We start from the raw sequence: 25,203 nt of genomic DNA on the forward strand, positions 1-25,203 counted from the left end.
ACCGTTTCCCCCGTACAGGACGTGCGGGGGAATGAGTGCAAATTCTATGAATGATTTTACGCTATATGATTTAGGCCTGGCTGGCGTTATGCAATACATCGCCAAAAACCACGACTCACGTATCGAAATAGATGAAGCGAAAATACCGGTCACGCTGTCGCAATATGATAAAAACGATCCGAACCATGAAGCGCAGATTAAAAACTATTTTCTATCATTAGGTCTGATGATCCACGAGGTGAAATTCTCGCGCCCCGACGATTTGCTGAATGAAAATATGCCGCTGATTATATTAACCTCCGACATGCAATGGATGGTGTGTGTCGGGTGCCAGGAAGGGGGGCTACAGCTGGTCAAGCGTAACAACGAGTTGGGTGTCGTTGCGTGCGCCAGAGAAAACATCCAGACGATTTCGGTCTTTCTGATCCAGCCTTTAAGCGGGATGACTGAATCGATAAAAATAAGCTCGATATTAAAATCCGGACTGCAAAATAATAAAGTTTTTTACAGTAAGTATTTTTTTACCTCGCTGTTTATGGCCTTGTTTGCCCTGACTATCCCTGTTTTCAGTAACATTTACTACGATAAGCTTGTACCGGGGTCATCGACCGCCTCTCTGTTTGGGGTGGTGGGTATCGTACTGGTATTTATCGTCTTTGAATTTTTACTGCGATCCTCGAAAGATATCTATCAGTCGATTGTCTCGCGCCAGGAGGATGTCAATATTGATGTCTCTTTTGTGGAGGCATTGATCTACAACACCACCAAAAGCAGCTCTATGTCCTCCGTGTTTGTTCTGTGGACAGAATTTCAAAAAATAAAGCCCGTGCTGTTAAATTCCGTTTTCCAGCGCGTGTCGGATATTCCGGTATTTATTATTTTTTGTGTGATTATTTACATTAATCTCGGTGCCCTGGTGTTAGTGCCCGTGATGATGATGGTGGTGTCGCTACTGTTGGCGTGGGGATACTTCAAGTATACGGAAGTGCTGATGGATAAAATGAAGGAGAGCCAGTCAAACCGTAACGTTTTCATTACTGAATTGCTCTATTCCCTACGTACCATCCATACCTTAAACAACAAAAACCTGATGCTTGATTGGGTTAATAGCAGTAACAATCAGTCATGGCTTAGCTTAAAGTTGCGTAAGGCTGGGGTCTATTATCAGTCTGCGCTTAGCGCGATGTCGAACCTGAACCAGATCCTGCTGATGGTTTTCGCTTTTTTCCTGGTCATCAAAGGTGAAATCACCACGGGGGCGATTGTCTCTTCCGTTATTGTCTCCGGGCGGATGTCGGGGATCATCTCGGGGTTATCATCAACGCTCTCTACTATTTTTACGACCAATAAAACCATTACGGATTTAATGAAAATGTTTATGCCGGCAGGGCAGGAACATGAGCAAAAATTGCTGCAATCGATTGTTAACGTGCGCGGTGATATCTCTCTACGCGCTCTGAGCTATCAGTACGATCCGCAATTACCAAAAGCGCTGGATACGCTGACGCTGGATATTCCTCATGGGCAGCGGGTGGCAATTATTGGCGAATGTGGTTCCGGGAAAAGCTCGCTGGTTTCCCTGCTCTCTGGCTACTGTCCACCGACTGAGGGCAGTATTATGTACGATGGCTACAATACCCGACATCTGGCGCAGAACTTTTTCAGCCGCTTTATCAGTATGGTGACCAATAACGACACGTTGTTTACCGGCAGCATTGAAAGTAACTTTGCCCTTAAAGATTGCGACAACCGCAAGAAGGTGATCGAGGCGCTTAATCTGGCGAACTGTACCTTTGTGCTCCAGCATCCCATGGGGCTGCGTTACCCAGTGATGTTTATGGCGCGTAACTTATCCTCAGGGCAAAACCAGCAGCTGTTATTAGCGCGTAGTTTGAGTAGCGATGCTCAGATTTACTTATGGGATGAGCCAACCTCGAATATGGATGAAATGACCGAACAGCGAATCTTCGATCATCTCGATCACTTTATCAGCGGTAAGACACTGATCATGGTGACGCACCGTCGTTATTTGCTGAAGTATTTCGATCGTGTGCTGGTCATGAAAGGGGGCAAAATCATTCGTGACTGCACGCCGGATAAACTATTAGGGCCAGCAAAAGTTGATCAGACAAAGCCGCCTGTTCGCATAACGGTTGCGTCAGCGAACGAAAAACAAGCGCGTTGACGATATTTTTTCATTGACCGGACTGATTAGTGAGCCGTTTCGCAGCACCGATTTGTTATTGCTGTATCTTCTGCGTGAATGAAGCGAAGGCTTCATATTCAAAAGGAGAATATTGAAATGGGAAAACTCACGGGCAAAACAGCATTGATTACGGGCGCATCTCAGGGTATTGGCGAAGGGATCGCCAGAACGTTTGCCCGCCATGGCGCGAACTTAATCCTGCTGGATATCTCCGATGAGATTGAAAAACTGGCGGATGAGCTGGCTGGACGCGGTCACCGCTGCACGGCGGTTCACGCGGATGTCAGAGATTTTGCTTCAGTTACGGAAGCGGTGAAACGCGCGAAGAAGGTTGAAGGCAAAATCGATATTCTGGTCAACAACGCCGGCGTATGTCGCCTCGGTAACTTCCTTGAGATGAGCGATGACGATCGCGACTTCCATATTGATATCAATATCAAAGGCGTCTGGAACGTAACGAAAGCCGTACTGCCGGAGATGATTGATCGCAAAGACGGGCGCATCGTGATGATGTCCTCAGTCACTGGCGATATGGTGGCCGATCCGGGCGAAACGGCCTACGCAATGTCAAAAGCGGCGATTATCGGCTTAACCAAATCGCTGGCGGTGGAATATGCGCAGTCCGGCATTCGCGTGAACGCCATTTGCCCTGGCTATGTTCGTACGCCGATGGCGGAAAATATTGCGCGTCAGTCCAATCCGGACGATCCGGAATCTGTATTAACTGAAATGGCGAAAGCGATTCCAATGCGTCGTCTGGCCTGCCCGCTTGAAGTCGGCGAACTGGCCGCGTTTCTCGCCTCGGATGAGTCCAGTTATTTAACTGGCACGCAAAACGTCATTGATGGCGGCAGCACTTTGCCTGAAAGCGTAAGCGTTGGCGTCTGATTGATGCCGGTCTCCTCCCCGCGCGATGGGGAGGAGGTACCCCTTATTCTCTTTTCAACTTTCAAATCATCAAACGGTATATAAAACCGTTACTCCTTTAGCACTGGTTATAAATATGATGACCATAAGAAAGTCATTAAATTTATAAGGGTGCGCAATGGCCGTTAACTTACTGAAAAAAAGAACCCTGACGCTGGCAGCAATGCTGTTGCTGGTGGGGCAGGCGCAGGCAACGGAACTGCTGAACAGTTCATACGATGTCTCCCGCGAGCTGTTTGCCGCCCTTAACCCGTCGTTTGAACAGCAATGGGCGAAAGATAACGGTGGCGATAAACTGACGATTAAACAATCTCATGCCGGGTCATCAAAACAGGCGCTGGCGATTTTGCAGGGACTGAAAGCTGACGTTGTGACCTATAACCAGGTCACCGATGTGCAGATCCTGCACGATAAAGGCAAACTGATCTCTGCCGATTGGCAAAGCCGCCTGCCGAATAACAGCTCGCCATTCTATTCCACCATGGCGTTTTTAGTGCGTAAGGGTAACCCGAAGAATATCCACGAATGGAACGATCTGGTTCGCCCGGACGTGAAGCTGATTTTCCCGAACCCGAAAACCTCCGGAAATGCGCGTTACACCTATTTAGCGGCATGGGGCGCGGCGGACAAAGCTGACGGCGGCGATAAAGCCAAAACCGAACAATTTATGACCCAGTTCCTGAAAAATGTCGAAGTGTTTGATACCGGCGGTCGCGGTGCAACGACCACCTTTGTTGAACGCGGTCTGGGTGATGTGCTGATCACATTTGAATCAGAAGTGAACAACATCCGTAAACAGTATGAAGATCAGGGCTTCGAAGTCGTGGTGCCGAAGGTCAACATTCTGGCGGAATTCCCGGTAGCCTGGGTCGATAAAAATGTGCAGGCCAACGGTACTGAAAAAGCGGCGAAAGCGTACCTGAACTGGCTGTACAGCCCACAGGCGCAAACCATCATTACCGATTTCTACTACCGCGTGAACAACCCGCAGGTGATGGACAAGCTGAAAGATAAATTCCCGCAAACCGAACTGTTCCGCGTGGAAGACAAGTTTGGCACGTGGCCTGAGGTGATGAAAACGCACTTTGTCAGCGGCGGCGAGCTGGACAAACTGTTGGCGGCGGGGCGTAAGTAAATGTTTGCTGTTTCCTCCCGACGCGTTCTGCCCGGCTTTACCTTAAGCCTGGGCACCAGCTTACTGTTCGTTTGCCTGATATTGCTGCTGCCGCTTAGCGCGCTGGTCATGCAACTGGCGCAAATGAGCTGGGCGCAGTATTGGGAAGTGATTACCAATCCGCAGGTGGTAGCGGCTTATAAAGTGACGCTGCTGTCGGCGTTTGTGGCATCGATTTTTAACGGTGTGTTCGGTCTGCTGATGGCGTGGATCTTAACCCGCTATCGCTTTCCGGGCCGTACGCTGTTGGATGCGCTGATGGATCTGCCATTTGCGCTGCCTACGGCGGTAGCTGGCCTGACGCTGGCGTCGCTGTTTTCAGTCAATGGCTTCTACGGCGAATGGCTGGCAAAGCTGGATATTAAGGTGACCTACACTTGGCTGGGCATCGCGGTAGCGATGGCCTTTACCAGCATTCCGTTTGTCGTGCGCACCGTACAGCCGGTGCTGGAAGAGTTAGGCCCGGAGTATGAAGAAGCGGCGGAAACGCTTGGCGCCACGCGCTGGCAGAGTTTTCGTAAAGTGGTGTTGCCAGAGCTGTCTCCTGCGCTGGTGGCGGGCGTAGCGCTCTCGTTTACCCGAAGCCTCGGTGAGTTTGGCGCGGTTATTTTTATCGCCGGGAACATCGCATGGAAAACAGAAGTGACCTCGCTGATGATTTTTGTTCGTTTGCAGGAGTTTGACTACCCGGCTGCCAGCGCGATTGCTTCTGTGATCCTCGGGGCGTCGTTGCTGCTACTGTTTTCAATTAACACCCTGCAAAGTCGCTTTGGTCGACGCGTGGTAGGTCACTAATGGCAGACATTACCCAATTGAAACGCTATGACGCACCCCGCATTAACTGGGGTAAATGGTTTCTGATCGGCACGGGCATGTTGGTATCGGCCTTTATTTTGCTGGTGCCGATGATTTATATCTTCGTGCAGGCGTTCAGCAAGGGATTAATGCCGGTGCTACAGAACCTGGCTGACCCGGATATGCTGCATGCCATTTGGCTGACGGTGCTAATTGCGCTGATTGCGGTGCCGGTGAATCTGGTGTTCGGCGTATTGCTGGCCTGGCTGGTGACTCGCTTCAACTTCCCTGGACGCCAGCTGTTGCTGACGCTGCTGGATATTCCCTTTGCCGTCTCGCCAGTGGTCGCTGGTCTGATCTATCTGTTGTTTTACGGTTCTAACGGCCCGCTGGGTGGTTGGCTGGATGAGCACAACCTGCAAATTATGTTCTCCTGGCCGGGGATGGTGCTGGTGACGGTGTTCGTGACCTGTCCGTTTGTGGTGCGCGAACTGGTGCCGGTGATGCTAAGTCAGGGCAGCAATGAAGACGAAGCGGCGATTTTGCTTGGTGCCTCCGGCTGGCAGATGTTCCGCCGCGTCACGCTGCCGAATATCCGTTGGGCGTTGCTGTATGGCGTAGTGCTGACTAATGCCCGTGCGATAGGCGAATTCGGCGCGGTGTCGGTGGTTTCCGGCTCGATTCGCGGCGAAACCTTATCTTTACCACTACAGATTGAATTACTGGAGCAGGACTATAACGCCGTTGGCTCCTTTACCGCCGCCGCGCTGTTGACGCTGATGGCGATTATTACCCTGTTTTTGAAGAGCATGTTGCAATGGCGTCTGGAGAACCAGGAGAAACGCGCGCAGCAGGAGGAAAATCATGAGCATTGAGATTGCCAATATTAAGAAGTCTTTTGGTCGCACCCAGGTGCTGAACGATATCTCGCTGGATATTCCTTCAGGTCAAATGGTTGCTCTGCTGGGGCCATCCGGTTCGGGCAAAACTACGCTGCTGCGTATCATTGCCGGGCTGGAGCATCAGTCCAGCGGGCATATTCGTTTTCACGGCACCGACGTCAGCCGTCTGCATGCGCGCGATCGCAAAGTGGGGTTTGTGTTCCAGCACTATGCGCTATTTCGTCATATGACGGTATTCGACAATATCGCCTTTGGTCTGACAGTTCTGCCACGGCGTGAGCGTCCGAATGCGGCGGCGATCAAAGCCAAAGTGACCAAACTGCTGGAGATGGTGCAATTGGCGCATCTGGCGGATCGTTTCCCGGCACAGCTTTCCGGTGGGCAAAAGCAGCGTGTGGCATTAGCGCGTGCCCTGGCGGTAGAACCGCAGATCCTGCTACTCGACGAGCCGTTTGGCGCGCTCGATGCTCAGGTGCGTAAAGAACTGCGCCGTTGGCTACGTCAACTGCATGAGGAGCTGAAGTTTACCAGCGTGTTTGTTACCCACGATCAGGAAGAAGCGACGGAAGTTGCAGACCGGGTGGTGGTGATGAGCCAGGGTCATATCGAACAGGCCGACGCGCCGGATCAGGTCTGGCGTGAACCGGCTACCCGTTTTGTGTTGGAGTTTATGGGCGAGGTTAACCGCCTGCAGGGGACGATTCGCGGTGGGCAATTCCACGTGGGCGCACACCGTTGGCCGTTGGGCTATACGCCTGGCTATCAGGGACCGGTCGATCTGTTCCTGCGTCCATGGGAAGTGGATGTGAGCCGCCGTACCAGCCTGGATTCGCCGCTGCCGGTTCAGGTGCTGGAAGCCAGTCCGAAAGGGCACTACACCCAATTAGTTGTACAACCCCTCGGGTGGTACAACGAACCGCTGACGGTCATCATGCAGGGCGATGATTCCCCGAACCGCGGTGAACGGCTGTTTGTTGGACTGCAAAATGCACGTTTGTATAACGGCGACCAGCGTATTGAAACGCGTGAAGAGGAACTTGCCCTGGCGCAATCAGCCTGATAGGTTAATTTGCATAGTTATCGCCCGGTGGCGCTACGCTTACCGGGCTTTTTTACGAGCTGAAAACGTGAACACATTAGAACAAACAATTGGCAATACGCCTCTGGTGAAATTACAACGCCTGGCGCCGGATAACGGCAGCGAAATTTGGGTCAAGCTGGAAGGGAATAATCCTGCGGGTTCGGTGAAAGACCGGGCGGCGCTGTCGATGATTGTTGAAGCGGAAAAGCGTGGGGAAATTAAGCCGGGTGACATATTGATTGAGGCCACCAGCGGCAATACTGGCATCGCGCTGGCGATGATCGCCGCGCTGAAGGGCTACCGCATGAAGCTGCTGATGCCGGACAACATGAGCCAGGAACGCCGGGCGGCAATGCGTGCCTATGGCGCGGAGCTGATTCTGGTCACTAAAGAGCAGGGGATGGAGGGAGCGCGCGATTTAGCCCTCGCTATGTCTGAGCGCGGAGAAGGTAAACTGCTCGATCAGTTTAATAATCCCGATAACCCGTATGCGCACTACACCACCACCGGACCCGAAATCTGGCAGCAGACGTCAGGTCGCATCACGCATTTTGTCTCCAGTATGGGGACGACCGGTACCATTACCGGCGTGTCGCGTTTTCTGCGTGAGCAGGAAAAAGCGGTCACTATCGTTGGCCTGCAGCCGGAAGAGGGCAGCAGTATTCCGGGAATTCGCCGCTGGCCAGCGGAATATATGCCGGGTATTTTTAACGCCTCGCTGGTGGATGAGGTGCTGGATATTCATCAGAATGATGCCGAAAACACCATGCGTGAACTGGCCGTTCGTGAAGGGATTTTCTGCGGCGTCAGTTCTGGCGGCGCGGTCGCGGGCGCGTTACGCGTCGCACGTGCCACGCCCGGCGCGGTGGTAGTGGCGATCATCTGCGATCGCGGCGATCGCTACCTTTCGACCGGCGTCTTTGGTGAAGAGCACTTTAATCAGGGGCTGGGGATATAACTTGTTGGCCTGATAAGCGTAGCGCCATCAGGTAACTGCCTGGCACGATGGCCGGATAATGTTTTATCCGGCCAGGGATGATTACTCGTTACGTTTTTGCACCAGCTTATCCAGGAATTGCCACAGCTTCTCATTCATCTGCTGGTAGTCCCAGGCGCGCATCTCTTCAACCGGGCGGATGAAGCGTTTCCCTTCAGCTTCGGCCAGCTCTTGCTCTGAGTGCTGAATTAATCCTTCAATCGCGTCAGCTGTGAACTCCATATGGCACTGGAAACCATAGACGAAATTACCGTATTGCACGATTTGTCGCGGGCAGCCCTCGCTTGCGGCCAGAATTATCGCCTGGTCGGTTAACCCAGGCATGTCGTTGTGCCAGTGACCGACGATAAGCGGTGAGCCGAAATGGCTGAATAACGGGTGCTGTGGGCCTGATTCGGTAAGGGTGATTGGATAGTGGCCAATCTCTTTTTCCGGGCTTTGACACACCTTCGCGCCCAGCGCTTCGCCAATTAACTGCGAACCCAAACAGATCCCCACCACGATTTTTCGTGCCGTAATCGCCTGGTTGATCAGATGCTGCTCGGCCTGAGCGTCAAAGTATGGGCACTCTGCCTGCGTGGTGCGGGGCGACTGCGGGCCGCCAAAGACGACGAGCATATCGAAACCATCGGCATTGGCGGGAACCGTTTCTCCAGCGTATACGCGTGACCAGGTGATGGTATAGCCGCGCGATTCGGCCCACGGCAGGTACGCGCCAGCAGATTCAAAAGACTCATGAATAACAAAATGAACTCGCACTTTTTCTCTCCTGTTAGCGCTTGAGCGCCTGATGAATATCAGCCGCCAGCTTATCAATGTCGCTGTCTTCTAATGTTGACAGCGTAATGCGTAAACCATGTGCAGGCGTATTGACGCCGAACACTTCGCCTTCGCGTACCAGCCAGCCGGACTTTGCCAGCGCAAAAGCGATCGCCTGACTGTGATCTGCCAGCGGTAACCACAGATTCAGACCGTCCCCGACGGGCAGTTCAATACCATATTGGCGCAGAGCTGAATTTAGCTTTTGCTGCTGGACGGCGTAAAACTGCTGCGTTTGCGCCAGCGTGTGTTGATATGTCTCGTCACTCAGGCAGGCGCAGGCTAAATCCTGCAGCAGATGGCTGACCCACTGACTGCCGGAGTTGAGCCGTAAACGCAGTTTCCCGGAAGTGACGGGATCGCTGGCGACGATAGCCAGGCGTAAATCCGGGCCTAAAGTTTTCGACATCGAACGGACAATCGCCCAGTGCGTGGTTTTCTGCGCAATCACCGGATACCAGCGGCAAGCGGACAGCAGCGCAAAGTGGTCGTCGACAATCACCAGCGTCTGCGGATAGCGGGCCAGGATTTCCTGCAATTGCGCCGCGCGGGATGCGCTCAGACTGCATCCTGTCGGGTTATGCGCGCGCGGGGTCAGAATCACCGCCCGCGCGCCTTTCTGTAATGCGCATTCCAGCATGGCGGGTTGCATGCCTTCACTGTCGACGTTAACTGGACTGGCGGAGAATCCGGCATAACGCAGCATGTTGATGCTGCTTAAAAAGCACGGGTCTTCTACAACCACGCTATCGCCGGGCAGCAAATGGGCGCAGAGCAGCCGCTCGATAGCGTCAATGGCGCCGCTGGTGATATCAATTTCACCTTCGCCGGGCATGGCATTTTGCATCCATTGTGATGCCCATACCTTAAGTCCAGGTGATACAGCGGCATCGCCGTACAAGCGCGGATTCTTATTTATCTTCGCGAAATAACTACTCAGGTCAGGAAGCCGTGAGGGGGCTGGGTTACCGCCGGAAAGATCGATTAGTGGGGTATCTGGGTTCCCTCCTTCCAGCGCAACGGGGGCAGTAATCCCCTTAATCACGGTGCCGTTGCGTCCCAGACTCTGTGCCAACCCGGAGGTAACCAGGCGTTTGTAAGCCGCCGCGACAGTATTGCGGTTCACGTTTAATTCTGTTGCCAGTTCCCGCACTGGCGGCAACGTTTCTCCCGCTACCAGCGTGCCTGTAGCGACATGTTGACGGATACTGTCAAAAATTTCGTTAGCGGTTTTTCCGTCGATCATTATTGACCTATGACAAAATGAATTTTAGCATATGACGATAATAGTGAGGCGTAAGCGCGCTGTCCAGCGAGAGGAGAAATTAATGGAGCAGGAGAGTGATATTCAGTCAGTGCTCTTCGACGACAAACATCGGGCATTACAGACCGATATCGTCGCCGTCCAGTCACAGGTGGTATATGGCAGCGTAGGCAACAGCATCGCTGTGCCGGCCATTAAAGCGCAGGGATTACGCGTGACGGCAGTACCCACGGTACTGTTCAGTAACACCCCGCATTATGAAACCTTTTACGGCGGCGTTATTCCGCCCGACTGGTTTAGCGGCTATCTCCGCGCCTTAAGCGAACGTGATGCCTTACGCGAGCTAAAGGCGGTGACGACAGGGTACATGGGCAGCGCGGAGCAAATCGCCTTGCTGGCACAGTGGCTGGAAACCGTTCGGGCCTCGCATCCGGACCTGTGCATTTTGGTTGACCCCGTGATTGGCGATACGGATAGCGGTATGTATGTTAAAGCAGAAATCCCGGAGGCTTATCGTCAGCATCTGCTGCCGCTGGCGCAGGGGCTGACGCCGAACGTATTCGAGCTGCAAATGCTGAGCGGAAAGCCGTGTCGTACGCTTGATGAAGCAATCGCAGCGGCTAAATCTCTGCTTAGCGACACGCTGAAATGGGTGGTGATCACCAGCGCGCCGGGCGATAGCGAAGAGAATATTAATGTGGCGGTAGTGACGGCTGAAACGGTTGAGGTGTTCGCTCACCCGCGGGTGAAGACGGATTTAAAAGGCACCGGCGATCTGTTCTGTGCTGAACTGGTGAGCGGCATTGTGCTGGGGAAAGCGCTGACTACGGCGGCATACGATGCCGCGCAGCGCGTGCTGGACGTCATGAGCTGGACGCATCAGTGCGGTTGTGATGAATTAATTCTGCCACCGGCAGGGGAGGCGAGATGAAAAGTTATCGGCTGGTGGTTCGTCAGCATGGACGTTTAGTCGGGCATTTTGATACCAGCGGCACAGAGGCGCTGGAAGACATTTGTGTAGCGCGGGCGATGTTTGGGATTGCGGGTGGGTATGATTGTGAACTGCTGGTGTCTGATTCCGAAAGGCGGATGCTGGAAAGCGGACCGGAAGGGATGAAAATCCTGATGCGCGAGGCGTGTTACCGGCCGATGACCTCACAAATTTAACGCCGCCATCCGTTAGATAAAAAAATGGCGCCATCTGGCGCCATTCTTCTCTGCGGCAAGAATTACTTCTTGATGCGGATAACCGGAGTTTCACCCACGGTCACGCTACCGGACAGTTTGATCAGCTCTTTGATTTCGTCCATGTTGGAGATAACAACCGGAGTCAGGGTCGACTTGGCTTTTTCTTCCAGCAGCGGCAGATCGAATTCAATAACCGGGTCGCCCACTTTAACGCGCTGACCTTCTTCAGCGATACGCTTGAAGCCTTCGCCTTTCAGTTCAACGGTATCAATACCGAAGTGAACAAACAGCTCAATGCCGCTGTCGGATTCGATAGAGAAAGCGTGGTTGGTTTCAAAGATTTTGCCGATGGTGCCATCAACAGGGGCGACCATTTTATTACCGGTTGGTTTGATAGCGATGCCATCACCAACGATTTTTTCAGCAAAAACTACATCCGGCACGTCTTCGATGTTGACGATCTCGCCAGAGAGCGGAGCAACAATCTCAATAGTTCCGGTGTCTTTCTTATCATCAGAAACCAGAGATTTCAGTTTATCGAACAAACCCATGATCTTCTCCTAAGCAGTAAATTGGGCCGCATCTCGTGGATTAGCAGATTGTTTTTTCTTCAATGAACTTGTTAACCAGCGTCATTAACTCGTCCGTTGTCGGTTGAGCAAGAGCCTGCTCTGCTAACACCTTCGCATCTTCGAAGTTCGTGTTACGGATAATCTTCTTAATGCGCGGGATAGAAATGGCGCTCATAGAGAATTCGTCCAGACCCATCCCCAGCAACAGAAGTGTAGCACGTTCGTCGCCTGCAAGCTCACCACACATGCCAGTCCATTTGCCTTCAGCATGAGAAGCATCAATAACTTGCTTGATCAGCGTCAGCACAGATGGCGACATCGGTTGGTAAAGGTGTGAAATCATATCATTACCACGGTCAACTGCCAGGGTGTACTGCGTTAAATCATTGGTGCCGATACTAAAGAAATCAACTTCTTTGGCTAAATGACGCGCAATTGTTGCCGCAGCCGGTGTTTCCACCATCACGCCAATCTCAATGCTTTCGTCAAAAGCTTTACCTTCGTCGCGCAGTTCCTGTTTGTAGATTTCGATCTCTTTGCGCAGTGCACGCACTTCTTCAACAGAGATGATCATCGGGAACATGATGCGCAGTTTACCGAAAGCAGAGGCACGCAGGATAGCGCGAACCTGGTCACGCAGGATCTCTTTACGATCCATGGCGATACGTACGGCGCGCCAGCCCAGGAACGGGTTCTCTTCTTTCGGGAAGTTCATGTACGGCAGCTCTTTATCGCCGCCGATGTCCATGGTACGGACGATGACCGCCTGAGAGCCACAGGCTTCAGCCACGGCTTTATACGCAGCGAACTGTTCTTCTTCAGTCGGCAGCGATTCACGGTCCATGAACAGGAATTCGGTGCGGTACAGACCAACACCTTCAGCGCCGTTACGCTCAGCGCCTTCAACGTCACGCACGGTACCGATGTTGGCGCAAACTTCAACCTGATGTCCGTCCAGCGTGATCGCCGGCAGATCTTTCAGTTTTGCGAGTTCCGCTTTCTCGGTCGCTACCTGCTCCTGAACGGCACGCAGTTGCTCGATAACGTCGTTGGTCGGATTGACGTAAACCTGGTTATTTACGGCATCCAGAATCAGATAATCGTCGTTTTTCACCTGAGAGGTGACGCTACCCGTACCGACGATGGCAGGCAGTTCCAGAGAGCGCGCCATGATGGAGGTGTGGGAAGTACGTCCACCCGCGTCAGTGATGAAACCCAGCACCTTGTTCAGGTTCAGCTGTGCGGTTTCTGACGGGGTCAGGTCTGCGGCAACCAGGATAACTTCTTCCTGAATCGCGCTCAGGTCGATGATCGCCAGACCCAGAATGTTACGCAGCAGGCGTTTACCGATGTCACGTACGTCAGCCGCACGTTCTTTCAGGTATTCATCATCCAGCTCTTCAAGGGCTGTGGCCTGACCTTCGATAACTTCATGCGCAGCTGCATCAGCCGTCATGTGCTTATCTTTAATCAGGGCTATGATTTCCTGCTCCAGCTCCTCATCTTCGAGCAGCATAATATGCCCTTCAAAGATGGCTTCTTTTTCTTCACCGAACGTTTCACCAGCTTTGGTTTTGATCGCTTCCAGTTGCGCAGATGCCTTGGCACGACCGCTCAGAAAACGTTCAACTTCCTGATCAACCTTGTCGGCAGAAATTTTTTTCCGGTCAATGACGATTTCGTCTTCTTTCAGCAGCAATGCTTTGCCGAAAGCGATACCCGGGGATGCTAAAATGCCTGAAATCATAACCCTACCTTACTTGTGACTGATATTTAAAAGAACTCGTTGAACTTACTCGAGTTCAGCCATCAGTTTTACCAGATGCTCAACTGCTTTCTGCTCGTCTTCACCTTCTGCGGACAGGGTGACAACGGTACCCTGAGTCAGGCCCAGAGTCTGCAGTTTAAACAGGCTTTTGGCGCTAGCGCTTTTGCCGTTGGAAGTCACAGTAATTTCAGAAGTAAAACCTTTTGCTTCTTTAACAAACTGAGCAGCAGGGCGAGTATGCAGACCGTTCGGAGCGGTAATGGTAACTTCTTGCTGGAACATTATATTTCCCCAACTTATAGGTTTAGTGTTGTGGAACTAAAGTCTAGCCTGGCGGTTCAACTTTAGCCTGTATTGTTAGCATCGGCGTAAACTGGACGCGACACAAAAGGAGTTCGGTACAATCCGTTGTTGGCAACTTCTTGCCGCTGACGTTTCGTTCGTCATTAAACATTATGCAGCGAAAGGAAGAGTTGAACCAAATCATAAAATCGATTCAGCTAGCGCTTTTCCTGTAACGATTAATTTCGCGCATCAAAATAATTAGCTTGGTTAAATACCAGTTCCGGCGGGTTGAATCAATGCCAGGAGAGTTGAAACTTTGAAGCAGGCCACAAAAAAGCACCCAAAAGGGTGCTTTTTTACGCGTTTTTAACATGCTGGCATTACTGTTGCAGTTCTTTCTCAGTGAAGAGATCGGCAAACAGTGCAGTGCTCAGATAACGCTCACCCGATGACGGTAGAATAACCACTATATTCTTATTGGTAAAGGTTTCATCTTCCTGGAGCTTGAGCGCGGCAGCAACCGCAGCACCGGAAGAGATCCCCGCCAGAATACCTTCTTCCTCCATCAGGCGACGTGCGGTAGAGATAGCTTCATCATTGGTGATGGTAACGACTTTATCGATAAGCTTCAGATCAAGGTTTCCTGGAATGAAGCCTGCGCCGATACCCTGAATTTTATGCGGACCGGGTTTGAGTTCTTCACCCGCCAGGGCCTGAGTGATGACAGGGGAGTCGGTTGGTTCTACCGCGACGGTGATCAGATCCGTTTTACCTTTGGTGCCTTTAATGTAACGGGTTACGCCAGTCAGCGTACCGCCGGTGCCGACGCCGGAAATAAAGACATCAACCTGGCCATCGGTATCTTCCCAGATTTCCGGCCCGGTGGTTTTTTCGTGGATTTCCGGGTTGGCCGGGTTGCTGAACTGCTGCAGCAGCAGGAATTTTTCCGGATCGCTGGCCACAATTTCTTCCGCTTTTTGGATCGCGCCTTTCATCCCTTTTGCGCCTTCGGTCAGCACCAGATTCGCGCCCAGCGCTTTTAACAGCTTGCGGCGCTCAATGCTCATGGTTTCCGGCATGGTTAACGTCAATTTGTAACCACGAGCGGCGGCAACGTAGGCCAGCGCGATGCCGGTATTGCCGCTGGTCGGTTCTACCAGCTCAACGCCCGGTTTCAGTACCCCACGTTTTTCGGCATCCCAAATCATATTGGCACCGATACGGCATTTGACGCTAAAGCTCGGGTTACGTGATTCCACCTTCGCCAGAATGCGTCCGTTACCGATACGGTTCAGTCGAACCAGCGGCGTATGACCGATAGTCAGCGAGTTGTCTTCAAAAATCTTACTCATGGCCTGTCCTTAACTGTATGAAATTGGGATACCGCTTCAGCATACCTGTTGAGAAAGTATGGGGAAGTAAGTAAATCGCATATCTATATGCTGATGGGAAATAATGCCTTGCAGTATGGAATAAGAGCGGACATAAGCCAGCCCGCTTTTACACATTTTTGCATTACTTCCATAACGCATGCTTAGCACGATAGCAGTCTACCCACATCGCCGTGGCGCCACAAACCGCAACCGGCATAATGAACAGATTGAGTACCGGGATCATGGTGAACAGACTGGTCAACGCGCCAAACTGCATATTGGTCACCTTACGCGTGCGCAGCGCGACGCGCATCTCCTTAAAAGGCACCTTGTGGTTATCAAACGGATAATCACAGTACTGAATGGCCAACATCCACGCGCTGAACAGGAACCACAGCACCGGGGCGACGGTCTGTCCAATGCCCGGAATAAAATAGAGGATCAGCAAAACGAAGGCGCGCGGGAGATACCACGCCAGCTTTTGCCATTCACGTTTCATAATGCGAGGAACGTCTTTCATGATGCCGAGAACGCCAGTGTCGGGTGGCGTTGCGCCCGTTAAGCGCGCTTCAAGTTGCTCCGCCAACAAGCCGTTAAACGGTGCGGCAATCCAGTTGGCGACGGTGGAGAACAGGTAGCCGAACACTAACAGTACGGAAATGGTAACGATCGGCCACAGCAAATAGCTGAGCCATTGAAGCCAGTCAGGTACGTGGCTCATCAGCGCAGGGATCCAGCTATCGAGTTGGCTAAATAACCACCAGAACGCGCCGCCCATCAACAGGATATTCACCAGTAAAGGTAGAATAACAAAACGACGAATGCCCGGTTGGGAGATGAGCTTCCATCCCTGAGAAAAGTAATAAAGGCCGCTGCGAGGTACAACTGCAGATGATGAAACCATGGTCAGGACATACTCCTTGTTATATAAGCTCTGGTAAACCTGGCGTATCTTACCGGGTTGTTGAGCGTTAAGCTGTTCGGAAATGTTCGAAAAAACAGCAAAAAGCACATTTTTGTTCATCTTTATGCCGTGAAAGCCAAGAGTGCACTTGCACTTGGCGTAATCGACAAATACTCTTAGTGAGTAAATGTTTGCCGTGGTGGCAAGGTGTTAGAACAACAGAGAATATAATGATGCAGGATTTGCGTCTGATATTAATCATTGTTGGCGCGATCGCCATAATCGCTTTACTGGTACATGGTTTTTGGACTAGCCGTAAAGAGCGGTCTTCTATATTCCGCGATCGCCCACTGAAACGCATGAAGTCTAAACGTGAAGACGAGGATTCGTTCGACGACAACGTCGAGGAAGACGAAGGCGTGGGCGAAGTTCGCGTTCATCGTGTGAATCATGCTCCCGGTAACGCGCAGGAACATGGTGTTCCTCCTCAGTCGCCGCAACACCAGTACCAGCCGCCTTATGCGTCTGCTCAGCCGCGTCAAACCGCGCAGCAGCCTGCACAAGCGCCGGTACCGCCGCCGCATGTTCAGCAGCCGCCTCAGCCTGTTCAACCGCAGCAGCCTGTGCAACATCAGCCTGTTCAGCCGCAACCGGTGCAACAGCCGGTACAGCATCAGCCCGTTGCTCCGCAGGTTCAGCAACCCGTGCAGCAGGCACCGCAGCCTGCGCCGCAGACCTTCCAGCCAGCAGAGCCTGTCGTTGAACACCAACCGCAGCCTGAGCCGGTCGTTGAAGAAGCGCCTGTTGCCGAAAAACCGCAGCGTAAAGAAGCGGTCATTATTATGAACGTCGCGGCTCACCATGGTAGCGAACTCAACGGTGATGTGCTGCTCAACAGCATTCAGCAAGCCGGTTTTAAATTTGGCGATATGAATATTTTCCATCGTCATCTGAGCCCGGATGGCAGCGGTCCGTCGCTGTTCAGTCTTGCCAACATGGTTAATCCTGGTACCTTTGACCCGGAGATGACGGGCGACTTCAGCACGCCTGGCGTGACTATTTTTATGCAGGTTCCGTCCTATGGGGACGAGCTGCAAAACTTTAAGCTGATGCTGCAGTCCGCGCAGCACATTGCTGATGAAGTTGGCGGTGTGGTGCTCGACGATCAACGTCGTATGATGACGCCGCAGAAACTGCGCGAATATCAGGACCGCATCCGCGAAGTTAAAGAATCTCACGCCTGATTTTCTTCTGGCGTGACATTTCCTTGCTAAACCCCCGCCTGTCGGGGGTTTTTTATCATTGATGGTGCGATATGGAATCAATCGAACAACAACTGACAGAACTGCGAACCACGCTTCGCCATCATGAGTATCTCTACCATGTGATGGACGCGCCGGAAATTCCCGATGCGGAATATGATCGCCTGATGCGTGAACTGCGCGAGCTGGAAGCGCAGCATCCGGACCTTGTTACCCCCGACTCGCCAACCCAACGCGTTGGCGCCGCGCCGTTGTCGGCGTTCAGCCAGATTCGCCATGAAGTGCCGATGCTGTCGCTGGATAACGTGTTTGATGAGGAGAGTTTTCTCGCCTTCAACAAGCGCGTGCAGGACCGACTGAAGAGCACCGATAAGCTGACCTGGTGCTGTGAACTGAAACTGGACGGCCTGGCGGTCAGTATCCTGTATGAAAACGGCGTACTGGTCAGCGCCGCAACGCGCGGTGATGGCACCACGGGGGAGGATATTACCTCTAACGTGCGCACTATCCGCGCGATCCCGTTAAAACTGCGTGGCGATAATATTCCCACGCGTCTGGAAGTGCGCGGGGAAGTGTTCCTGCCACAGGCTGGATTTGAAAAAATTAATGAAGAAGCCCGCCGCACCGGCAATAAAGTGTTTGCTAATCCGCGCAACGCCGCCGCCGGGTCATTACGCCAGCTTGATCCCCGTATCACGGCGAAGCGACCGCTTACTTTCTTCTGCTATGGCGTTGGTGTGCTGGAAGGCGGCGCGCTGCCTGATACTCACCTCGGCCGTCTGCTGCAATTTAAAGAGTGGGGACTGCCGGTAAGCGACAGGGTAGCGCTGTGTGACTCGCCGGAGGAAGTACTCGCTTACTATCATAAGGTTGAAGAAGACCGACCGACGTTGGGCTTCGATATTGACGGCGTGGTGATTAAAGTCAACTCCATGGCGTTGCAGGAGCAACTGGGCTTTGTCGCTCGCGCGCCGCGCTGGGCGGTGGCCTTTAAGTTTCCGGCGCAGGAGCAGATGACCTTTGTTCGCGATGTTGAGTTTCAGGTCGGACGTACCGGGGCGATTACGCCCGTTGCTCGCCTTGAGCCAGTTCAGGTTGCCGGGGTTCTGGTCAGTAACGCCACTCTGCATAATGCCGATGAAATCGATCGTTTGGGGTTGCGTATTGGCGATAAAGTCGTTATTCGCCGGGCGGGCGATGTAATCCCGCAGGTGGTCAACGTGGTGCTTTCCGAGCGCCCGGAAGAGACACGTGAAATCGTGTTTCCACAGCACTGTCCGGTGTGTGGGTCTGATGTTGAACGTGTGGAAGGCGAAGCGGTCGCTCGCTGTACCGGCGGCCTGATTTGCGGCGCCCAGCGTAAGGAATCGTTGAAACACTTTGTTTCCCGCCGCGCGCTCGATGTTGACGGTATGGGCGACAAAATTATCGATCAACTGGTGGAGAAAGAGTATGTCCATACGCCAGCAGATCTCTTCACCCTGACGGCAGGCAAGCTCACCGGACTCGATCGGATGGGGCCAAAGTCGGCGCAAAACGTGGTGAATGCGCTGGAAAAAGCGAAAGAAACGACGTTTGCCCGTTTCCTCTACGCGCTGGGCATTCGTGAAGTCGGCGAGGCCACTGCCGCAGGTCTGGCGGCGTATTTCGGCACTCTGGATGCGCTGGAAGCGGCCTCTGTTGAAGAGCTGCAAAAAGTGCCGGATGTCGGCATTGTGGTGGCGACGCACGTGTTTAATTTCTTTGCCGAAGAGAGCAACCGCGAGGTGATAGGCCAGTTACTGGCGCAGGGCATTCAATGGCCCGCGCCGGTGGTTATCAACGCTGAGGAAATCGACAGCCCGTTCGCGGGCAAAACGGTGGTGCTGACCGGAAGCCTGAGCCTGATGTCGCGTGATGACGCCAAAGCACGATTAACCGAACTGGGCGCAAAAGTGGCCGGTAGCGTGTCGAAGAAAACCGATCTGGTGATTGCCGGCGAAGCGGCGGGTTCGAAACTGGCAAAAGCGCAGGAACTGGGTATTACCGTGATTGATGAAGCTGAAATGATCCGCTTACTGGGTGCCTGAGATGGAAAAAGAGCAGCTGGTTGAAATCGCCAACACCGTGATGCCCTTTGGCAAATATAAGGGGCGTCGGCTGATTGATGTCCCGGAAGAGTATCTGCTGTGGTTTGCCCGTAAGGATGAATTCCCGGCGGGTAAACTTGGCGAGCTGATGCAAATCACGCTGCTGATTAAAACTGAGGGGCTGACGCAACTGGTGCAGCCCCTGAAACGCCCGCTTTAAGCCTTTGCGGCGCGGCTTTTCTGCTGCGCCTGCAATGCGTCCGTCTGTTGCTTGTAGCGACGGGCCAGCACGGCGCAGACCATCAGCTGAATTTGATGGAAGATCATCAAAGGCAGCACCATCATGCCAATCACCGAAGTCGGGAACAGAATATTTGCCATTGGGATCCCATTCGCCAGGCTCTTTTTCGAACCGCAGAAGACAATGGTGATTTCATCGGCTTTATTGAAGCCGCATTTCCGGGCAACAAAGACGTTTATGCCAATCACAATGGCCAGCAGAACGATGCTGACCACGCAGATAAACAGCAGTGAGCCAATTCCCACTTTGTGCCAGATCCCGTTAACCACGGCTTCGCTAAAGGCGGAGTACACCACCAGTAAAATGGAGGATTGGTCCGTTTTGGCGATCCACTTTTTATGTCGTGATACCCAGTTACCAATCCATGGACGTGAAAGATGTCCCAACACGAATGGCAGCAGCAGTTGCAGCATAATTTTCCCCACCTGCTCCAGGCTGCCTTCCGCGCCGTGCATATTCATCACCAGGCCTACCAGCAGTGGTGAAAGGAAAATACCCAGCAGGCTGGAGGCCGAAGCGGAGCACACGGCGGCGGCGACGTTACCTCCCGCCAGCGATGTAAAGGCGATGGCCGACTGCACCGTGGCCGGCAAAATACACAGATACAGGAAACCGGTATACAGCATCGGGTCAACATTAACCGGTGCCCACCATGCGAACAGAACACCCAATACCGGGAAGACGACGAAAGTGCTGCACATGACCCACAGATGCAAACGCCAATGGCTACCGCCGGCAATAATGGCCTCACGCGACAGCTTTGCCCCGTGCATAAAAAACAGCAGGGCAATGGCGGCGGTGGTTAAGCCTTCAAAAAAAGGGACAAAACCGCCCTCGGCCGGGAAAAAGGAAGCCAGTAAAACGACGGTAATTAGCGTTATCGTGAACGGATCAAGAATACGAAATAGTTTCATAAAAGCTCCTGAAATTCGGTAGGAACATTTTGCGTTTTTCCGTTTGAGAAATAAAATTGATTTATTGCATCCATATATGAATCGAATAGATGAATTACTCTCTGCGTCAGCTCCGTATCTTTGTTACCGTCGCTCAGGCTAAAAGTTTTAGCCGGGCGGGGGATATCATTGGCTTAAGCCAGTCGGCGGTCAGCCATAGCGTTAAAGAGCTGGAAGGGCAGACGGGCGTCCGATTATTAGATAGAACAACACGAGAAGTGGTACTGACAGAAGCCGGGCATCAGTTGGCGGCGCGACTGGAGCGTATTCTGGATGAACTGCACAGCACCCTGCGTGAAGCAGGCCAGGTGGGGACGCAGTTAACCGGAACGGTGCGCGTTGCCGCCAGCCAGACGATCTCCGCACACCTGATTCCACAGTGTATTGCCCAGAGTAATCAGCTTTATCCTGCGATCGATTTTGTGCTGCACGACAGGCCACAGCAGTGGGTGCTGGAAAGCATTCGCCAGGGAGAAGTCGATTTTGGCATTGTGATTGATCCTGGTGCTGTGACCGATCTGCAGTGTGAAGCCGTACTGTCCGAACCTTTCCTGTTGCTGTGTCGGCAGGATCATCCGTTAGCCCAGCGGGAATGGGTCAACTGGCAGGATCTCTATCATGAGCGTCTGGTGCTACAGGATTACGCTTCCGGCAGTCGACCGCTGATCGATGCGGCGCTGGCCCACTTTTCGATTGATGCCAATATTGTTCAGGAGATTGGTCACCCGGCCACGTTGTTTCCTATGGTAGAGGCGGGCATTGGTATCAGCGTACTGCCCGCGCTGGCGCTCCCCTTACCGCAGGGTAGCCATTTACAGGTTAAGCGTCTGACGCCGGTGGTTGAACGACAATTGATGCTGGCGCGACGTAAAAACCGTTCTTTATCTACCGCGGCTCAGGCGTTGTGGGACGTGGTGCGCATGCAGGCCAGTGAGTTAACTGCTGGTCGCGCAAGCGATCCGCTGTATAAGATATAAACCGCCCCATGCCATTTCTGGCAGAAAAATAATGTGAATTCAAACCAGTTTAGCGTACCTCATCGATACCGATTTACTATCGCTTGTCGGGATAAACGGTATTGGTAATCGATTGCGTAGTCCCGCTATAACAGTGTGGTACGCGACGTTATTTTCGATTACTCAGTATTAAGGATATCTCATGAGCCACTCTCTTTTCTCGCAAAATCCCTGGTACAGCGCCGATATTATTCGTGGCTATAAGCTGGATTTCACTCCTCGCGTCGCTTTTATTCTTGGCTCAGGCCTGGGCGCGTTGGCGGATCAAATTGAGGATGCGGTGGCCATTTCTTACGAGAAACTTCCCGGGTTCCCGGTGAGCACCGTTCACGGTCATGCCGGTGAACTGGTGTTGGGAAATCTGGCAGGTATTCCGGTGGCCTGTATGAAAGGGCGTGGACATTTCTATGAAGGGCGCGGTATGACGGTGATGACCGATGCCATTCGCACACTGAAGCTGCTGGGCTGTGAACTGTTATTTTGTACCAACGCCGCAGGCTCCCTCCGCCCTGAAGTTGGGCCGGGTAGTCTGGTTGCGCTTAGCGATCACATCAATACGATGCCAGGTACACCGATGGTGGGACTTAACGATGAGCGTTTTGGCGAGCGATTCTTTTCGCTGGCGAATGCCTATGATGCTGACTATCGTGCAATCCTGCAAACCGTTGCCGCAGAAGAAGGTTTCCCGCTGAGCGAAGGCGTATTTGTCTCTTATCCGGGACCAAACTTTGAAACCGCGGCAGAAATTCGCATGATGCAAATCATTGGTGGCGATGTCGTGGGGATGTCGGTGGTGCCTGAAGTTATCTCTGCCCGCCATTGCGGTCTGAAAGTGGTTGCGGTCGCAGCTATCACTAACCTGGCGGAAGGTTTGGGCGATGTGAAATTATCTCACGCGCAGACGCTGGCGGCAGCGGAACTCTCCCGGCAGAACTTTATCAATCTGATCTGCGGCTTTTTGCGCAAACTGGCCTGAATAATTAAAAATTGACCCCGCTTGCGGGGTCTTACTTTTTTGGCAAGGAACGGAAAAATGGGTATCGCATCTCGCTTAAAGCTCATATCGTTTTTGCAATATTTCATCTGGGGGAGCTGGCTGGTTACCCTGGGTTCTTACATGATTAATACCCTGGATTTTACCGGCGCGAATGTGGGTATGGTCTACAGTTCGAAAGGGCTGGCAGCGATTATCATGCCGGGCATAATGGGGATCATTGCCGATAAATGGCTACGCGCCGAACGCGCCTACATGCTTTGTCATCTTGTCTGCGCGGGTGTGTTGCTATATGCCACTACCGTTACCGATCCGCAGACCATGTTCTGGGTGATGTTGGTTAACGCGATGGCATATATGCCGACGATTGCGTTATCGAACAGTGTTTCCTACTCGTGTCTGGCGCAATCGGGTCAGGACCCGGTCACCGCTTTTCCACCCATTCGCGTGTTTGGCACTATCGGCTTTATCGTGGCCATGTGGACGGTGAGTCTGATGGGACTGGAACTGAGCAGTGCGCAACTGTATATCGCTTCTGGCGCATCGTTGCTGCTGGCTCTGTATGCGCTGACGTTGCCGAAAATTCCGGTTGCCGAGAAGAAAGCGAACACAACGCTTGCCAGCAAGCTTGGGCTGGATGCTTTTGTCTTGTTTAAAAATCCACGTATGGCAATCTTCTTTTTGTTTGCGATGATGTTGGGGGCGGTACTGCAAATTACTAATGTCTTTGGCAATCCGTTCCTGCATGATTTTGCTCGTAATCCTGAGTTTGCCGACAGTTTTGTGGTGAAGTATCCCTCTATCTTGCTTTCAGTTTCACAGATGGCGGAAGTGGGCTTTATCCTGACTATCCCGTTCTTCCTCAAACGCTTTGGTATTAAAACGGTAATGCTGATGAGCATGCTGGCGTGGACGCTGCGCTTTGGTTTTTTTGCCTTTGGCGATCCGTCCCCGGTCGGCTTTGTGATGCTGCTGATGTCGATGATTGTCTATGGTTGCGCGTTTGATTTCTTCAATATTTCAGGATCGGTGTTTGTAGAGCAGGAAGTGAGTTCTAACATTCGCGCCAGTGCGCAGGGGCTGTTTATGACGATGGTCAATGGCGTGGGCGCTTGGGTTGGCTCAATCCTGAGCGGGATGGCGGTAGATTACTTCTCTGTCGATGGCGTTAAGGACTGGCAGACTATCTGGTTAGTCTTTGCCGCGTATGCGTTAGCGCTTGCGGTTATCTTTGCGTTGTTCTTCAAATATAAACATGACCCTGAACGACGGGTGCAGAAATCACTGGCACATTAACGGCGGGGCCTGCTACCCGCTGTTTTATGTTCTGTGCTGCGATGTGGTAACTTTGCGCATTATCCTTTGTCCTCAGGAGCGCATTATCCATGGAACGCACGCACCGTATCGATCTGAAGTTACTGCGTTATTTTCTTGCTGTCGCAGAAGAACTGCATTTTGGACGCGCTGCTGCTCGCCTGAATATGTCGCAACCGCCGCTCAGTACGCATATTAAAGAGCTGGAACAACAACTCGGCACTTTGCTGTTTATCCGACATTCCCGCAGTGTAGCCTTAACACATGCCGGAAAAATTTTGATGGAAGAGTCGCGCCGATTGCTATCCAGTGCAACTCAGGCGCTGGCGAGAGTAGAGCAAATTGGTCGCGGCGACGCAGGGCGGATTGAGCTGGGTGTTATCGGTACGGCGATGTGGGGAAAAATGCGTCCAGTGATGCGGCGTTTCTTAAAAGATAACCCTAACGTTGAGGTGCTGTTTCGCGAGAATATGCCTGCCATGCAGATGACGATGCTGGAGCGACGTGAGCTGGATGCGGGAATTTGGCGGATGGCCACTGAGCCTTCGCCTGGATTTACCAGCCTGCGTTTGCATGAATCCTCTTTCCTGGTGGCAATGCCAGAAGAGCATCCCCTGGCAGAACTTGCCGCGATACCATTGGAAGCGTTGCGGAACGAATATTTTGTCACGATGCCGTCCATTCATACCGACTGGGCATTTTTACAGCGCGTTTGCCAAAGCGCCGGATTTTCACCAATGATTATTCGCGAGCTGAAGGAGCCGCAAACGGTGTTGGCGATGATCAGTATGGGGGTTGGAATTACGTTGATTGCAGACAGTTATGCGCAAATGAGCTGGCCGGGTGTGGTGTTCCGTCCGTTAGAGGAACGTATTCCGGCGGATTTGTATATTGTGTATGACCAGCAGCAGGCATCGCCCGCGCTGGAGAAACTGGTGGCGGCGTTGATGGTATGATGTCTGCGCCGGATGGCGACTAACGTCTTATCCGGCCTACGCGTGTGGTGTTGTCTGTAGGCCTGATAAGCGCAGCGCATCAG

Annotated in this window: 24 protein-coding genes; 16 read left to right on the forward strand and 8 right to left on the reverse strand. The window is 52.6% G+C overall.

What is annotated here, in order from left to right; translation table 11 throughout:
- Positions 1–46: 46 nt before the first annotated feature.
- The 7 genes from FDX09_RS08730 (at position 47) to cysM (ending at position 8,043) form a co-directional block, all read left to right on the forward strand.
- Complete coding sequence (locus FDX09_RS08730) at positions 47–2,185, forward strand: peptidase domain-containing ABC transporter (protein WP_087856981.1); 2,139 nt, start codon at positions 47–49, stop codon at positions 2,183–2,185.
- A gap of 117 nt (positions 2,186–2,302) precedes the next feature.
- A complete protein-coding gene (gene ucpA / locus FDX09_RS08735; RefSeq protein WP_038642502.1) occupies positions 2,303–3,094 on the forward strand; it encodes an SDR family oxidoreductase UcpA in 792 nt (263 codons plus the stop codon).
- Between the two features lie 157 nt (positions 3,095–3,251).
- Positions 3,252–4,268, forward strand: a complete 1,017-nt coding sequence (locus FDX09_RS08740) for a sulfate ABC transporter substrate-binding protein (RefSeq protein WP_069324493.1) — start codon at positions 3,252–3,254, stop codon at positions 4,266–4,268.
- Positions 4,269–5,102, forward strand: a complete 834-nt coding sequence (gene cysT / locus FDX09_RS08745) for a sulfate/thiosulfate ABC transporter permease CysT (protein WP_038642497.1) — start codon at positions 4,269–4,271, stop codon at positions 5,100–5,102.
- Complete coding sequence (gene cysW, locus FDX09_RS08750; protein ID WP_038642495.1) at positions 5,102–5,977, forward strand: sulfate/thiosulfate ABC transporter permease CysW; 876 nt, start codon at positions 5,102–5,104, stop codon at positions 5,975–5,977. The genes cysT and cysW overlap by 1 nt, the downstream gene beginning before the upstream one ends.
- Positions 5,967–7,064 (forward strand): sulfate/thiosulfate ABC transporter ATP-binding protein CysA, encoded by a 1,098-nt coding sequence (gene cysA / locus FDX09_RS08755; RefSeq protein ID WP_085049690.1) that lies wholly within the window; start codon positions 5,967–5,969, stop codon positions 7,062–7,064. Before cysW ends, cysA begins: the two co-directional genes overlap by 11 nt.
- Positions 7,065–7,131: 67 nt before the next feature.
- Positions 7,132–8,043, forward strand: coding sequence for a cysteine synthase CysM (gene cysM / locus FDX09_RS08760; protein WP_121529377.1), 912 nt, complete (start codon positions 7,132–7,134; stop codon positions 8,041–8,043).
- Positions 8,044–8,124: 81 nt separating this feature from the next.
- On the opposite strand, the gene FDX09_RS08765 is transcribed toward cysM, so the two are convergent.
- Positions 8,125–8,841, reverse strand: a complete 717-nt coding sequence (locus FDX09_RS08765) for a type 1 glutamine amidotransferase (protein WP_137347067.1) — start codon at positions 8,839–8,841, stop codon at positions 8,125–8,127.
- 13 nt (positions 8,842–8,854) lie between these two features.
- Positions 8,855–10,147, reverse strand: a complete 1,293-nt coding sequence (ptsJ, locus tag FDX09_RS08770; protein WP_121529375.1) for a transcriptional regulator PtsJ — start codon at positions 10,145–10,147, stop codon at positions 8,855–8,857.
- Between the two features lie 82 nt (positions 10,148–10,229).
- Between ptsJ and pdxK the strand changes: the two genes are divergently transcribed.
- Together pdxK and FDX09_RS08780 are read left to right on the forward strand one after the other, a co-directional pair.
- Complete coding sequence (pdxK, locus tag FDX09_RS08775) at positions 10,230–11,096, forward strand: pyridoxine/pyridoxal/pyridoxamine kinase (RefSeq protein ID WP_121529374.1); 867 nt, start codon at positions 10,230–10,232, stop codon at positions 11,094–11,096.
- The gene (locus FDX09_RS08780; RefSeq protein WP_038642483.1) at positions 11,093–11,332 is read left to right on the forward strand and encodes a hypothetical protein; all 240 of its coding nucleotides are present in this window, start codon (positions 11,093–11,095) and stop codon (positions 11,330–11,332) included. Before pdxK ends, FDX09_RS08780 begins: the two co-directional genes overlap by 4 nt.
- A 62-nt stretch (positions 11,333–11,394) precedes the next feature.
- Here FDX09_RS08780 and crr read toward each other — a convergent pair whose 3' ends face one another.
- From crr to cysZ, 5 genes are all read right to left on the reverse strand, one after another.
- Entirely contained in the window at positions 11,395–11,904 is a 510-nt protein-coding gene (gene crr, locus FDX09_RS08785) for a PTS glucose transporter subunit IIA (protein ID WP_000522253.1), read from the reverse strand.
- A 40-nt stretch (positions 11,905–11,944) separates the two neighbouring features.
- Positions 11,945–13,672 (reverse strand): phosphoenolpyruvate-protein phosphotransferase PtsI, encoded by a 1,728-nt coding sequence (gene ptsI / locus FDX09_RS08790; protein WP_003038080.1) that lies wholly within the window; start codon positions 13,670–13,672, stop codon positions 11,945–11,947.
- 45 nt (positions 13,673–13,717) lie between these two features.
- On the reverse strand, positions 13,718–13,975 hold the full coding sequence (ptsH, locus tag FDX09_RS08795) for a phosphocarrier protein Hpr (RefSeq protein ID WP_002913505.1): 258 nt from the start codon (positions 13,973–13,975) through the stop codon (positions 13,718–13,720).
- A gap of 383 nt (positions 13,976–14,358) precedes the next feature.
- Complete coding sequence (gene cysK, locus FDX09_RS08800; RefSeq protein ID WP_038642476.1) at positions 14,359–15,330, reverse strand: cysteine synthase A; 972 nt, start codon at positions 15,328–15,330, stop codon at positions 14,359–14,361.
- Positions 15,331–15,493: 163 nt separating this feature from the next.
- A complete protein-coding gene (gene cysZ / locus FDX09_RS08805; protein WP_069324501.1) occupies positions 15,494–16,255 on the reverse strand; it encodes a sulfate transporter CysZ in 762 nt (253 codons plus the stop codon).
- Between the two features lie 230 nt (positions 16,256–16,485).
- Between cysZ and zipA the strand changes: the two genes are divergently transcribed.
- The 3 genes from zipA (at position 16,486) to FDX09_RS08820 (ending at position 19,806) form a co-directional block, all read left to right on the forward strand.
- The gene (gene zipA, locus FDX09_RS08810; RefSeq protein WP_087856974.1) at positions 16,486–17,499 is read left to right on the forward strand and encodes a cell division protein ZipA; all 1,014 of its coding nucleotides are present in this window, start codon (positions 16,486–16,488) and stop codon (positions 17,497–17,499) included.
- Positions 17,500–17,570: 71 nt separating this feature from the next.
- The gene (ligA, locus tag FDX09_RS08815) at positions 17,571–19,586 is read left to right on the forward strand and encodes an NAD-dependent DNA ligase LigA (RefSeq protein ID WP_137347068.1); all 2,016 of its coding nucleotides are present in this window, start codon (positions 17,571–17,573) and stop codon (positions 19,584–19,586) included.
- A gap of 1 nt (position 19,587) precedes the next feature.
- Positions 19,588–19,806 (forward strand): DUF3820 family protein, encoded by a 219-nt coding sequence (locus FDX09_RS08820; protein WP_032944144.1) that lies wholly within the window; start codon positions 19,588–19,590, stop codon positions 19,804–19,806.
- Here the strand turns inward: FDX09_RS08820 and FDX09_RS08825 are convergent.
- Positions 19,803–20,801, reverse strand: coding sequence for a bile acid:sodium symporter family protein (locus FDX09_RS08825; RefSeq protein WP_087856973.1), 999 nt, complete (start codon positions 20,799–20,801; stop codon positions 19,803–19,805). The two genes, FDX09_RS08820 and FDX09_RS08825, sit on opposite strands and share 4 nt — an antisense overlap.
- Positions 20,802–20,890: 89 nt before the next feature.
- Here FDX09_RS08825 and FDX09_RS08830 point away from each other — a divergent pair, with 89 nt between their 5' ends.
- The 4 genes from FDX09_RS08830 (at position 20,891) to FDX09_RS08845 (ending at position 25,120) form a co-directional block, all read left to right on the forward strand.
- Positions 20,891–21,817 (forward strand): LysR family transcriptional regulator, encoded by a 927-nt coding sequence (locus tag FDX09_RS08830; protein WP_069324504.1) that lies wholly within the window; start codon positions 20,891–20,893, stop codon positions 21,815–21,817.
- 181 nt (positions 21,818–21,998) lie between these two features.
- The gene (gene xapA, locus FDX09_RS08835) at positions 21,999–22,832 is read left to right on the forward strand and encodes a xanthosine phosphorylase (protein WP_121529371.1); all 834 of its coding nucleotides are present in this window, start codon (positions 21,999–22,001) and stop codon (positions 22,830–22,832) included.
- Between the two features lie 57 nt (positions 22,833–22,889).
- The gene (locus tag FDX09_RS08840) at positions 22,890–24,146 is read left to right on the forward strand and encodes a nucleoside permease (RefSeq protein WP_137347069.1); all 1,257 of its coding nucleotides are present in this window, start codon (positions 22,890–22,892) and stop codon (positions 24,144–24,146) included.
- Positions 24,147–24,235: 89 nt separating this feature from the next.
- Positions 24,236–25,120, forward strand: coding sequence for a LysR family transcriptional regulator (locus tag FDX09_RS08845; protein ID WP_137347070.1), 885 nt, complete (start codon positions 24,236–24,238; stop codon positions 25,118–25,120).
- Positions 25,121–25,203: the final 83 nt, after the last annotated feature.

The sequence above is a fragment of the Citrobacter sp. wls717 genome (assembly GCF_005280955.1).
Lineage (GTDB): Bacteria > Pseudomonadota > Gammaproteobacteria > Enterobacterales > Enterobacteriaceae > Citrobacter > Citrobacter werkmanii.

Coding starts and splice junctions, on each gene's coding strand:
- FDX09_RS08730 (WP_087856981.1), top strand. CDS start 47: ATGAATGATTTTACGCTATATGATTTAGGCCTGGCTGGCGTTATGCAA.
- ucpA (WP_038642502.1), top strand. CDS start 2,303: ATGGGAAAACTCACGGGCAAAACAGCATTGATTACGGGCGCATCTCAG.
- FDX09_RS08740 (WP_069324493.1), top strand. CDS start 3,252: ATGGCCGTTAACTTACTGAAAAAAAGAACCCTGACGCTGGCAGCAATG.
- cysT (WP_038642497.1), top strand. CDS start 4,269: ATGTTTGCTGTTTCCTCCCGACGCGTTCTGCCCGGCTTTACCTTAAGC.
- cysW (WP_038642495.1), top strand. CDS start 5,102: ATGGCAGACATTACCCAATTGAAACGCTATGACGCACCCCGCATTAAC.
- cysA (WP_085049690.1), top strand. CDS start 5,967: ATGAGCATTGAGATTGCCAATATTAAGAAGTCTTTTGGTCGCACCCAG.
- ptsJ (WP_121529375.1), bottom strand. CDS start 10,147: ATGATCGACGGAAAAACCGCTAACGAAATTTTTGACAGTATCCGTCAA.
- pdxK (WP_121529374.1), top strand. CDS start 10,230: ATGGAGCAGGAGAGTGATATTCAGTCAGTGCTCTTCGACGACAAACAT.
- FDX09_RS08780 (WP_038642483.1), top strand. CDS start 11,093: ATGAAAAGTTATCGGCTGGTGGTTCGTCAGCATGGACGTTTAGTCGGG.
- crr (WP_000522253.1), bottom strand. CDS start 11,904: ATGGGTTTGTTCGATAAACTGAAATCTCTGGTTTCTGATGATAAGAAA.
- ptsI (WP_003038080.1), bottom strand. CDS start 13,672: ATGATTTCAGGCATTTTAGCATCCCCGGGTATCGCTTTCGGCAAAGCA.
- ptsH (WP_002913505.1), bottom strand. CDS start 13,975: ATGTTCCAGCAAGAAGTTACCATTACCGCTCCGAACGGTCTGCATACT.
- cysK (WP_038642476.1), bottom strand. CDS start 15,330: ATGAGTAAGATTTTTGAAGACAACTCGCTGACTATCGGTCATACGCCG.
- cysZ (WP_069324501.1), bottom strand. CDS start 16,255: ATGGTTTCATCATCTGCAGTTGTACCTCGCAGCGGCCTTTATTACTTT.
- zipA (WP_087856974.1), top strand. CDS start 16,486: ATGATGCAGGATTTGCGTCTGATATTAATCATTGTTGGCGCGATCGCC.
- ligA (WP_137347068.1), top strand. CDS start 17,571: ATGGAATCAATCGAACAACAACTGACAGAACTGCGAACCACGCTTCGC.
- FDX09_RS08820 (WP_032944144.1), top strand. CDS start 19,588: ATGGAAAAAGAGCAGCTGGTTGAAATCGCCAACACCGTGATGCCCTTT.
- FDX09_RS08825 (WP_087856973.1), bottom strand. CDS start 20,801: ATGAAACTATTTCGTATTCTTGATCCGTTCACGATAACGCTAATTACC.
- FDX09_RS08830 (WP_069324504.1), top strand. CDS start 20,891: ATGAATTACTCTCTGCGTCAGCTCCGTATCTTTGTTACCGTCGCTCAG.
- xapA (WP_121529371.1), top strand. CDS start 21,999: ATGAGCCACTCTCTTTTCTCGCAAAATCCCTGGTACAGCGCCGATATT.
- FDX09_RS08840 (WP_137347069.1), top strand. CDS start 22,890: ATGGGTATCGCATCTCGCTTAAAGCTCATATCGTTTTTGCAATATTTC.
- FDX09_RS08845 (WP_137347070.1), top strand. CDS start 24,236: ATGGAACGCACGCACCGTATCGATCTGAAGTTACTGCGTTATTTTCTT.